This window comes from Bifidobacterium sp. LH_230 (assembly GCF_056357555.1).
Map to the genome: position 1 here is coordinate 37067 of NZ_JBKEWJ010000023.1, position 11907 is coordinate 48973.

Below are 11907 nucleotides of genomic sequence, written 5' to 3' on the forward strand. Positions count from 1 at the left end.
CAGTCAGCCTACGGCTGACAGCTCCCTCGGCCGAGGGAACCGAGAATAAAAAATGCGTCTTGGCCCCCTCAGCTGAGAGGGTCTGTCGGCGAAGCCGACTGAGGGAGCGTCAGACCCATCACATTAAAACCCAACAAAGCATCAACGCACGACGGTGAAGACGTGCGCGACGTCGGCCCACGGGGCGAGCGAGACGAAGTTGTCCCAGTGCCACTCGAACTCGCGGCCGGTCAGTTCGTCGCGCAGATGCGCGCCCTTGGCCGGATCGACGTCGAAGTCGGGCATCTCGAAGTGGACCTCGTCCTGGTGCGCGTTGTGGCCGTCGAGGTTCACGACGACGATCAGCGTCTCCGCCTTGCCGGTGCCGGTCAGCTCGGCCGGCGTGTGGCGCGCGAACGCGAGGATGTTCTCGTCGTGCGTGCGCAGCAGGCTCAGGTTGTGGTAGCTGAACGCGGCGGGGTGCTCGCGGCGGATGCGGTTGAGCGAGGTCAGCAGCTCGGCGATGCCGTACTTGCCGGCCGAAGCCCAGTCGCGCACCTTGACCTCGTACTTCTCGTTGTCGATCTGCTCCTCGAAGCCCGGGCGCTGCTTGTTCTCGATCAGCTCGAAGCCGTTGTAGATGCCCCAGCTCGGCGAGCCCATCGCGGCGAGCACCGCGCGCACCGCGTGGCCGGCGATGCCGTTGTCGCGCACGTAGGCGGTGAGGATGTCCGGCGTGGTCGGCCAGAACGTGTTGTGCTGGTAGTAACCGTCCTCGCCGTTCGTCTCGAGCAGGTACTCGCTCAGCTCCTCCTTGGTGTTGCGCCACGGGAAGTAGCAGTGCGACTGCGTGAAGCCGACGTAGCTCAGCGCGCGCATCATGCCCGGGCGGGTGAACGCCTCGGCCAGGAACAGCACCTCCGGGTGCTTCTTGGTGACGGCCGCGATCACGTCCTGCCAGAAGCGCACCGGCTTGGTGTGCGGGTTGTCGACGCGGAAGATCGTGACGCCCGCCTCGATCCACAGGTTCATGATCCGCTCGACTTCCTTCTCGATGCCTTCCATGTCGGCGTTGAAGTCGATCGGGTAGATGTCCTGGTACTTCTTCGGCGGGTTCTCCGCGAACGCGATCGTGCCGTCCGGCTTGGTGCGGAACCAGTTCGGGTGCGCCTTGACCCACGGGTGGTCGGGCGAGCACTGCAGCGCGAAGTCGAGCGCGATCTCGAGGCCCAACTCGTGCGCCTTCGCGCACAGGGCCTTGAAGTCGTCCATCGTGCCGAGCAGCGGGTCGACGGTGTCGTGGCCGCCGAGCGCCGAGCCGATGCCGAACGGCGAACCCGGATCGTCCGGTCCGGCGACGAGCGAGTTGTTGCGGCCCTTGCGGTTGGTCACGCCGATCGGGAAGATCGGCGGCAGGTACACGATGTCGAAGCCTTCGGCCTTCGCGCGTTCGAGGCCGGAGACGGCCGTCTTCAGCGTGCCCTGCACGATCTTGCCGGTCGCCTGGTCGACGTACGCGCCTTCGGAGCGCGGGAAGAACTGGTACCATGCGGCGAAGCTGGAGGCCGGACGTTCCACCTTGAAACGCTGCGGCGCGCTCGGCGAGATGCCGTCGCGCAACGGGTTGGACTCGTGCAGTGCCTCGATGGCGGCGTTGTCGGCGGCGGCAAGACGCTCTTCGGCCGACAGCGTGCGGTCGGCGGCGGTCTTGGAGGCATCCTTGAGGAGCTTGCGCTGTTCGGCGTCGAGTCGCGCGTCCTTGGTCACGGCCCAGCGGGCGAGCAGCTCCGCGCCGGAATCCAGCGCGTTCTCCACGTCGTCGTGCACCTTGACCTTGATGCGGGCGTCGCGCAGCCAGGACTGATACGTGTCCTCCCAGCCTTCGATCGTGACGGTCCACTCGCCCAGCTGACGCTTGACGGTCGCGAACTCGGGGTCCCACGGCTTGACGTCGGAACGCTCGCCGCAGGTCAGCTCGACCTGCCAACGGTCAAGGCCGGGGTTGACGCAGGTCATCGGCACGCGGGCCATCTCCTTGCCGCGGGGCCCACGCACTACGGCGGTCGCGCCGACCTTGGTGCGTCCCTCGATGAACACCTGCGCGGTCATCGTGAACGCCTCGCCCAGCTCGACGCGCGCCGGGAAGATGCCGCGCTCCTCGGCCGGGGTGATGTCCATGACGTTGATGCGGCCGAACTGGCCCGGTTCGTTCACCGGGATCGACTGCGCCGGGGTCTCGCCGACGAGGCCCGGGATGGCCGCCTTTTCCGCGGCGGTCTTAGTGGTGGATTTGCGCGTCGTCCTGCGCGCGGTGGTCTTGGTCGCAGTGGTTTTGCTTGCCGCAGTGCGACGCGTCGTCTTGCGTGCGGGCTTGCTCGCCTTGTCTGCGTCGACCTGTTCGGTCTTGGTTTCGGCCGTGGGATTGCTCGTTACTTCAGTCATATTCAATCTCATTCTCTATAACAAGTGGCCGTAGTGATGTACTGCCATACCTGTCATTGTATGACCGGCATGGAACGGTGCAATATCGCGGTTTTGCGTTATGGATAATCGGTTGACTGACGGTTGCGAACGGATTACGTAACGTTGATGACTACGTACTATTGAGATGGATATACTCAAAATATGATCGATATGGCCGACGTATGCTGACATCCACGGTGATGTCAGCATACGTTTGTGCGGTTGATCGATATGCTAATGACGCTGATGCGCCGTGTACCCCACCCGACGCTTCGCGCCACCCTCCCCTGAGAGGGGAGGGAAATCCAGGCGGCCCGTCGATCACACGCTCACGGTGGTGAGCGTCGGGGTTTCGGTGCTCGACTTGATCTGCCTGAAGCCGATGAACGCGATCGCCAGCGACGCCAACGCGAGCGTCGTCACCACGAGGAAGCCTCCGTGCGAGCCCATCCGGTCGATGAACTGTCCGGCGATCGCCGAACCGACCGAGCCGCCGATCGAATTCATCGCGCCCATCCACGCCATGCCTTCGGTGAACCGCGTCGGCGGCACCAAATGCAGCATCAGCTGGTTGCCGTTCACCCACGTCGGCGCCTGGCACACGCCGATCAGCAGGTAGATGATCATGATCACCCACAGATGACGCGCGAACATGAAGCAGCCGATGCCGAGGTTGACCACGGTCAGGCAGAAGTAGAACCGCTTCCACAGAGGGATCGTCCAGTTCTTCGCGCCGTAGACGAGCGCGCCGACCAGCGAGCTGATCGAGAAGCACGCGAACACGAAACCGGTGTACTGCTTGAGGTCCGACTCGGTGGCGAACGCGACGATCGAAATGCCGGCCGCCGACTGGAACGCGCCCAGACCGAACCACGTCACGCACACCGCGATCAGGCCCGGCCCCCAGATCGACTCCTTGTGCCCGGCCAATGCGTCGGCCTGCGCCTGTTCGACCGCCGCACGCACCTCGGCGTCCGACAATCCCTGCGCCACCGCGCGGTTGCGGGCCGCCTCCACGACCGCCTCGGCCTGCACGGCCTTCGCGCGCGCTGCCTCGCGTTCGCGGTACTGCTTGCGGGTCATGCCGGCCTCGCGCGCGAGCACGGTCTGCGACTTCGGTTCGGTCGTCAGCTCCGTCAAGAACATCAGCGCGCCGACCAGCACGCACACGCCGGTCACCGAGAACGCGAGCAGACCGGAGATCACGGCCAGCGTCGAGGCGAGCGGGTTGCCGATCACCCACATGCACTCGTCGAACACGCCCGACAGGCTCAGCGCGCGGTTCGTGCGCTCGCGGTCGCCCTTGAGCAGCGTCGTCCAGCGCTGGCGGCTCATCGCGCCCCACGGCGGGATCGCGGCCATGAACGGCACGATGCAGTACAGGATCCATTCGGGTACGCGGTTGGTGATGCACGTCACGAGCGCGCTCGACGCGATCATCCACACGATGATCGTCGGAATCGACACCTGCCGCTGTCCGAACTTGTCGACCAGCTTGCCGAGCACGGGGGAGAAGACCGCGAGTGCGATCGCCTGCACGGCCGTGAGCGCGCCGGCCAGCGAATAGTTGCCGTAGTACTGCTGCACGGAGATCGTGATCGTCATGCCGACCATCGGGAACGGCATGCACGCGATGACCGAGCCGACGGCGAACCGGGCGGTGTGGGGTATGCGGAGCAGCTCCGCATACCCGCCGAAGAGTTTATGGTTGATGTCCTTGATCGTGCTCACGACCTGGTTGGGATGGTGATTGGCGGTTGCCATAGCCGCTCCTTTCTGCTCACGGGTGGGTACTGGGGCCGGGCCGCCGTTTTGCGTCGCGGCGGTCGGTCGTCGTCGGTGACATGCAGGGCGTGGCGTGCGGGCGCACCCCCGGCGCAGCGTTGGTTACCGCTTGGTAGATTGAAAGGATTCGGCTTCCCCGTCTCCCCGCGGCCGGTCACTGCGTCATGTTGCCGTGCCTTGGGTCAGCCGTGCGAATGCATGCGTTTTTGCTGTTCACTTATGCAGTCATGGATACTCTAGAAGTTCGCTTGCCGCGACACGCGGCGTACCCGACCATTCATGTTGAATAATTGATGGAGAACGTAAGCGGTTCGCGGATCGATGATGAGTCTCTTGACGATCTGGTCATTTCGAGCGAGGCGAAGCCGAGTCGAGAAATCTTGCGTGGCACATGACGTGTCGGAGAAGATGTCTCCACTCGGCTATCGCTCGGTCGACATGACAATGTGTTGCGGCTCATCGTCCTGCGAACCGCCGCGCAGCAGTCAGCCAATCCGAAGGAGCCGCACGATGACCGCAACCACCATCCACTTCGTCCGTCACGGCAAGGTCTACAACCCGGGCCATCTGCTGTACGAACGGCTCCCCGGCTTCCATCTGTCCGACCGCGGCCGCCGCATGGCCGAGGCGACCGCGCACTATCTCGCCGCCAACCCGCAGACCAACACGATATCCGCCGTCTACTCGTCGCCGCTCGAACGCACGTGCGAAACCGCCGGCGCGATCATCGACGCGCTCAACGCCGTGCGCGCCGACCGCGGCCAGTCCCCGCTCGAACTGCACACCGACCCGCGCGTGATCGAGGCGGGCAACGAATTCCGCGGAAAACGCATCGGCCACGGCGAGGGCGCGCTGTGGAAGAACGGCAACTGGAAGCTCGTGCTCAACCTGTACCGGCCGAGCTGGGGTGAGTCGTACCGTTCGATCTCCGCGCGCGTGGGCGAGTTCGCGCGCGAGAAGGTGCGCGAGCATCCCGGCGAGCAGATCGTCGTCGTCAGCCACGAATCGCCGATCTGGTCGTACCGACACCTGCTCGAAACCGGGCATCCCGAACACTGGATGTTCCTGCGGCACACCGCGCTCGCGTCGGTCACGTCGATCACCTACGACTGCGAGAGCGGCAAGGTGATGTCGATCACATACGCCGACCCCGCGGCCGACGTGCAGTAGCGGCATAATGGGGTGTGATGACTGTCGTTTGCCCCGCGGGGGCGAGCATTTCCCTCCCCTGATAGAGGAGGGTGGCAGCCGAGGCTGACGGGTTGGGGTCGTACCCGCCGGTTCGGCACGACACCGTGCATATGCAAAGGAGCGAATATGACCGTTTCTCTTGATTCCGCCGCGGTCGCGCGCGTCGCCGCGCTGCCGGCCGTACGCGAGGCGGCCGAGGCCGGGGCACAACTGGTCGCGCTGTGGCCGCTGACCGACGCGAAGCAGATGGACAACGACGCGAAATACGCGGAGAACCTGCAGGTGCGGCTCACGCGCATGATCGCGCGGGTCGTGACCGGCGAGGACGTGACCGTGCCTGACGCCGAGTTCGTGTACGAAGGCGCGGACGAGATTCCGGGGCGGCCGCAGTCGATCGTGGACGCGCTGCTCGCCGCGAACGACGCGTACGACACGATGATCGACTACCGAGACGCGCACGATCCCGACGTGCTGTTCGACGCGGTGCGCGCGATGGGCGTCGATTGGCCGGATGCGACGGTGGATGCGGTGCGGGACGCTCTGGGTGAGATCGAGCGGGCGATCGCGGGTGAGCGCGGTGGTGCGGATGCCGATGCGGCTGGTGTGTCGGCATCGAGTGCCGATGCGGGAACGTCCGGCGTGCTGGTTGACGGACTGGCGATGCGGTTCGCCGAATCGCTGGTGATCTGCGACGGTCTGCTATCGACCGTCGCGCAGACGGCCGGTGATGCTGCGGCCGCGCAGCTGCCGATCATCCTGTTCGTCAACGAACTGCGCGAGCAGACCGCGGTGCCGCGGCTGTGCCTGAGCGACGACCAGTACCGCGCGCTGCTCGACGCTCGCGCCGATGCCGCTGCGGGCGGTGCGGGTACATTGGGCGCGACGGCCGGCGTGATCGCGCCGATTGCCGCCGCCGAGTGGAAGCGCCATTACGACGACGTGACGTGGGACCCTCAAGAGGCCAAGCGCCGCGCCAAGGAGGAGGACGAGCGCAAGAACAAGGAGGCGCTCGCCGCCAAGTTCGCCCACATCAAGGACGACCCCACCAAGCCCGAGGTGGAGCTGTAACGGGTCGGTGCAGTTGGCTTCAAACGCATCATATTCAGCGCAACTATTTTCGGAAATAAGCGGCTTCGCCCGAAAATAGTTGCGCTGAGTCGTCATCGGCGCAACTTTTCCCGGAAATCAGCCTATGGTTCCGGGAATAGTTGCGCTGAGGAGATGGCAGCGCAACTTCTCTCGGGCGAAGCCGTTTCTTTCCTGGAATAGTTGTGCTGAGAGTTGACGCCGAGAGTTGATGGAGGTCGTTGGCGTTGGTCGTTGGGATGGCCGTGGATGGCGAGATGACGGTGATCGCGGGTGATGGTCGTTGGAGGTGGTTGCGGATGGTGATCGTTGACGACCACCATGTGTGAAGGGTTTGTGAGAGCGCTCACATTTTTCGTGTCGAATGTTGGTTGGACTTGCGCAAATGTGCGATTGTGTGATATTTTTATTTCAGTTACCGATAACCTCCCGATGAGGTGAGTGAATCGGTTGATATAAGTCAAGACATACGATGGCGTACGATTAAGGAGCAACACCATGAACAACGAACCGAACAACCGCGATGCACGTGACGACGAGTCCCAGGACTGGAGCGCACTGTTCGCCGGACTGTCTGCCTGAGTCCCGTATGAACACGGGGCGCGCAGGAAACACGAGGGCCGCACGTCCACCGTCGGATGTGCGGCCCTCGTCGTATGGACTCCTGTCTGCCCTTGGTCGTCATTTCGACCGAGCGAAGCGAGTGGAGAAATCTTTCAGCGGGAAACCGCTTTATAGGATTTCTCGACTCGGCTGCGCCTCGCTCGAAATGACATGGGTGGGGAGGGTTTCGCCTCGCTCGAAATGACGTGTCTCAGTCCCATCCTTGCCAGTGGCGGAACAGCGCCAGTTTCGCGAACAGATCGCCGAACAGCAGTCGGTTGTCGACCTGCGTGATCACATGGATGCCGCGCCCGGCCATCGCATCCGCCTCGCTCACCGGCTCCACATCGACCGGCCGGTCATCGTCGTCCAACGTCGGCCGCGCGATCGCGATCCACTGGCTCGACGCCGGGGCCATATCCCATGTCGTCTGCAAAGCGGTCAGACTCACCAGCGGCGAGTCGCCGAGACAGTACGCGCCGGTCGGCCGCGTCCAATACCGCTCGCCATGCAACCGGATGTTGTCGATCTCGCCGCACAGGTACCTGCCCAGTTTGCCGCATGGCAGCACGTGCGAGGCCAGCTCCGCCGTCGAGACGAGGCATTGCCGGTACGCGTTGCGCGGCACCTGCCACAGCGGGAACCCGCAGCCGGTCAGCAGCATGCGCGCCGCGATCGGGTCGATCTGCGCGTTGTATTCCTTGACCGGCCGGCCCAGCGGCGCTTCGCCGTATCCCGGATACTCCTGGCCGCCGATCCACACGACCGTCATGCGCTCGGCGATGCGCGGCTCGGTCAGGTACGCGCTGATCAGATCGGTCACGCCGCCGCCGGCCACGTAATACAGCGGCAGATCGGTATCGTCGCGCATCGCCTCGCGGATGATCGCGTCTCGCGCGGCGCTCGGCCGTGGCGTATGGTCGTCGGCAAGCGGCAGCTCGGAACCGGCGACGAGCGCATCGTCATACCCGGTCAGGCCCAGCAGTCCGAACAGTTTGCGCACGCGTGCCGTGCCGCGCGCGACCGTGTCGCCGGACGGATCGATAAAGTCGCCGTGAGTTAAATGAGAGACGATAATCAGTCGGATATCAACCGTTTCGCACAGCACGTGGTGCGTGAGCTGGAACAGATCGTCCGGATCGCCGGCGAAATCGTTGTCGATGATCACGCGGCAGGCTGCCGGGCGACGGTGTGCGGTCGGGGCAGCCGTGGCAGCCGCAGTGCCGCTGCCGACATTCGTGCTGCGGGCGTCCGCGGCCGTCACGCCGTCTTCAACTTCCCCTCCCATCCACGGACTCGTATTCAACTCCCATGTCTTCGTCGGCCGTTCGTCAGTCGCCATATGATCGCTCCCTTACGCAACGGGTTGCCGTACCCATGTTTATACAACGATGTAATCACGAGTATAGAACGCAGGTCCTATATTCGCCGGCATTGCCGGTTCCGTCGTCGACGCCGGCGGAACGGTCCGTCGCGGTTGCGCGGCGGCTGCTACTTCTGGGAGGCCCAAGCGCACAGGTTGCCGCCGATCACGGAGAAGGTCATCACGTCCTTGCGGTCCTTGTCGCGCGGCAGCCTGTCGAACGCGCCGTGGTATTCCACGCCGTCGAGCGTGATGGTCATGGTTCCGGTGCCGTCGGTCTTGTCGAGCTTCCAGGTGCCGGTTTTGTCTCCGGTGACCGTGCCGTTCTCGGACAGCGTGATGTCGACCGGCTTGTTGACGCCGAGGTAGTCGGTGCTGGTCTCGTCGAGGATGTTCTTCGGCCCTTGGAACGAGGTGTTCTGCTCGTGGATCACGAACTCGTAGTCACCGGCCACGTTGTTGGCGTCGTACTTGGTGTCGGCGGCCTTGGTGCCGGTGTATTCGTACGGTGCGGCCACGAGCCAGCCGTCGTCGGTGGCGAGCAGCTCGTGCACACGCACCTCGTGTTTCTCGCCGGTGCCGGAGAAGCGGCTGTGATACACGACGTACATGGTGCCGTCGTCGTCGGTGAGCAGCGAGTTGCCGCCCTGTGCGACTTCGATGTTCGCGTTGTCGTTGCCGCTCCACTGAATCGAGCTCATGAGCCGTACGCCGATGTCGCTCTGCCAGTTGTCGGCGATGGCATGCGTGCTGATGGCGGTGTTGCCCTTTTCATCGATGTACGGTCCGGTGAGCTTGTCGGAGCGGAACATGCGCATCTGGTAACCGCCGGTCTGCGTCAGGCCGCCGTAGGAAAGGAACAGATACCAGTGCCCGTTGGCGTGGATGATCGCGTTGCCTTCGCCGGAATTGCCGAATCCGCCGGCGATTTTGATGCCGTAGTACGCGTCGGATCGGTTGGCGACCGTCCGATAGGTGGTGCCGTAGTCGCGCAGGCCGGTCTTCGGATCGATCCTGAACATCCAGATGCCGCCGAACCACGAACCGAAGCTCATCCACAGATCGCCGTTGTCGTCCTCGGAGATGTACGGGTCGATCGCGTTGATGCCGGTGTCGGTCCGCGACGTGTAACGGGTCAGGTCCGAACCCTTGCCGAGCACCTTCCACACGTCGGTCTTGCCGGCGTTGTCTTCGTTGAAGCCGGAATAGGTCACCGGGCCGACGTACGTCCAATCGCCGTCGATGCGGTCGGCGGTGAGCAGCACGATCGCCGAGCGGTAGTTCGCGCCGTTGATCGACATGTACATGCACCACTTGTTCATGGTCTTGTTCCAGTAGACTTCGGGCGCCCACATGTTGCCCTTGACGTCGGGATTGGACGGCTGCTTCGACCAGTTGGTCCAGATATCGGCAAAGATCTTCTCGTAGTCGTCGCTCAGGTTGTTCCTGAACGGCGTCCAGTTGATCAGGTCGTCGCTGGTGAGCCAGGCGAGGTGCGAGCCGAAGATGTAGTACTTGCCGTTGGCCTTGACGATGTCGGGGTCGTGTGATTCGCCGCGCTTGATATTGGTGATGTCGGACTGGCTGGAGGCGTTGGTGTTCCTGCCGTTTGGCGATGCGTTCGGGCTGGTGTTGGGCGAGCAGCCTGCCAGCGTGCCGATGAGCATGGCCGTTGCGGCTGCCGTGGTGATCGCGCGGCGGAGCGTTGATGTGAATGGCATGTCGTGTGCTCCTTTGAGCGTGCTCGAACAAGCCACGCCGATTTATACAACGATGTAAGTTCAGGTATAATATACATCGTTGTAAGTGAATTGTCGAATCGAAAGGGCGTAGGGGCTCCGATTCCCCGACATGCGGCACGATGGGGAGCTGAATACGGCCTATGCTGGTATAACGATGAAAATCGTGTCGCGGTGGACTGTTGCCCGGGTCGTCGTTCGATCGGCGATGGACGGGCAGCGGCGTTTCGTCCGGTCAGCGCCGCCGGCTGGCAGCCATCGATCGATGAAGGCAGAACATGGAGAGCAGGACAGCATGAGCAGCAATGCGGCGGGACCCGAGCGGGTCGTCACGATGCGCGATGTGGCCAAGGCGGCCGGCGTGTCGATCAAAACCGTGTCGAACGTGGTCAACGACTACCAATTCGTGTCCGATAAGACGCGTGACAAGGTGAATCGGGCCATCGAGGAGCTTGGTTATGTGATGAACGTGTCCGCGCGCAATCTGCGCCGCGGCCGCACCGGCATCATCGGACTGGCGATTCCCGACCTGCAGATGCCGTATTTCGCGCAGTTGTCGTCGCTGGTGATCGAGGAGGCGAAGAAGGTCGGCCTGCGCGTGATCGTGGAGCCGACGCTGTACTCGCGCGACGGCGAGTTCGATGCGCTGCTCGGCTCGCAGCAGACCATGATGGACGGCCTGATCTACAGCCCGCTGGAGCTGAGCGCCGACGATCTGGAAAACGTCAAACTTGACTATCCGATGGTGTTGGTGGGCGAGCGCATCTTCACCGATCGGTTCGACCATATCGCCACGGAGAACATCGAGGGTGCGAAGCGGGCCACGCAGTATCTGCTGCAGACCGGATGCCGGCGTGTCGCCGTGCTGGGCACGCATCCGGGCGAGGAGGTCGGTTCGGCGGCGCTGCGCTTGCGCGGATACAAGGAGGCGCTGGAGGAGGCCGGCGTCGAGTATGATCCGCGGCTGGAGGAACCGTCGATCATGTGGCATCGTACGGACGGCGTGGCCGCGATGAACGCGCTGCTCGACTCCGGCGTGCAGGTGGACGGCGTCGTGGCGCTCAACGACATGCTCGCCTCCGGCGCGATGCATGCGATCCAGATGCGCGGGCTGCGCATCCCCGAGGATATTTCGGTGGTCGGCTTCGACAATTCCGACGATTCGCAGTACCTGTCGCCGGCGCTGACCTCGATCGCGCCCGGGCTTGAGGCGGTGGCGCGGCTGTCGGTGCGCGTGCTCAACGAGCGCATCGCCGGCCGGAACCCGCTGGGCAACCACACCGACGCCCCGGTCTTCCGCAAGGTCGCCTCCGGCCTGGTCGTCCGCCAATCCACCCGGTCGCTCTAGCTCGTCGCTGTTTGGGCGGGCAGGCGCTGGGCGTTGGGTGCAGTTCCGGAAACGTCGTGGCGTGATGTTGTTGACAGTACGGTCGGCTTACTAGCCAAAACATCACGCTAATACGGTGATTCGCGTGATGTTTTGGATAGTGCGGTTGGCTTGCTAGCTGAAATATCACGCTGGAAGGGTGGCTGGCGTGATGTTGGTGATAGTGGGGAGTGGATACTGGCCAAAATGGGCGCTTGTGTTGTTTTCGTGGGTGTGGGTTCGTCGTTGAGCCGTTGAGGGAGTAAGAGAAGAGCGCTTCCTGGGTAGGATGTTTTCGACCAAGATAAACAAACAACCAAAAAGCGCCTGAT

At 63.6% G+C, this 11907-nt stretch carries 8 protein-coding genes; 3 read left to right on the forward strand and 5 right to left on the reverse strand.

The annotated features are described in order from the left end of the window. Nucleotides 1-141 precede the first annotated feature (141 nt). Both AC1A0G_RS10285 and AC1A0G_RS10290 read right to left on the reverse strand, forming a co-directional pair. Nucleotides 142-2421, reverse strand: coding sequence for an alpha-1,4-glucan--maltose-1-phosphate maltosyltransferase (locus AC1A0G_RS10285; protein WP_476529486.1), 2280 nt, complete (start codon nt 2419-2421; stop codon nt 142-144). 342 nt (nt 2422-2763) lie between these two features. Beyond that, the gene (locus tag AC1A0G_RS10290) at nt 2764-4206 is read right to left on the reverse strand and encodes an MFS transporter (protein WP_476529488.1); all 1443 of its coding nucleotides are present in this window, start codon (nt 4204-4206) and stop codon (nt 2764-2766) included. A 531-nt stretch (nt 4207-4737) separates the two neighbouring features. Between AC1A0G_RS10290 and AC1A0G_RS10295 the strand changes: the two genes are divergently transcribed. Continuing rightward, nucleotides 4738-5397, forward strand: coding sequence for a histidine phosphatase family protein (locus tag AC1A0G_RS10295; protein WP_476529490.1), 660 nt, complete (start codon nt 4738-4740; stop codon nt 5395-5397). Nucleotides 5398-5544: 147 nt separating this feature from the next. After that, entirely contained in the window at nt 5545-6486 is a 942-nt protein-coding gene (locus AC1A0G_RS10300; RefSeq protein ID WP_476529491.1) for a hypothetical protein, read from the forward strand. 832 nt (nt 6487-7318) lie between these two features. Here the strand turns inward: AC1A0G_RS10300 and AC1A0G_RS10305 are convergent. Both AC1A0G_RS10305 and AC1A0G_RS10310 read right to left on the reverse strand, forming a co-directional pair. After that, on the reverse strand, nt 7319-8449 hold the full coding sequence (locus tag AC1A0G_RS10305) for a nucleoside hydrolase (protein WP_476529493.1): 1131 nt from the start codon (nt 8447-8449) through the stop codon (nt 7319-7321). A gap of 149 nt (nt 8450-8598) precedes the next feature. Further along, nucleotides 8599-10191 (reverse strand): glycoside hydrolase family 43 protein, encoded by a 1593-nt coding sequence (locus tag AC1A0G_RS10310; RefSeq protein WP_476529495.1) that lies wholly within the window; start codon nt 10189-10191, stop codon nt 8599-8601. A gap of 313 nt (nt 10192-10504) precedes the next feature. On the opposite strand from AC1A0G_RS10310, the gene AC1A0G_RS10315 reads away from it, so the two are divergent. Beyond that, complete coding sequence (locus tag AC1A0G_RS10315) at nt 10505-11557, forward strand: LacI family DNA-binding transcriptional regulator (protein WP_476529497.1); 1053 nt, start codon at nt 10505-10507, stop codon at nt 11555-11557. 165 nt (nt 11558-11722) lie between these two features. Here the strand turns inward: AC1A0G_RS10315 and AC1A0G_RS10320 are convergent. Continuing rightward, a partial coding sequence (locus AC1A0G_RS10320; protein ID WP_476529499.1) for a hypothetical protein occupies nt 11723-11907 on the reverse strand: 185 nt, incomplete at its 5' end.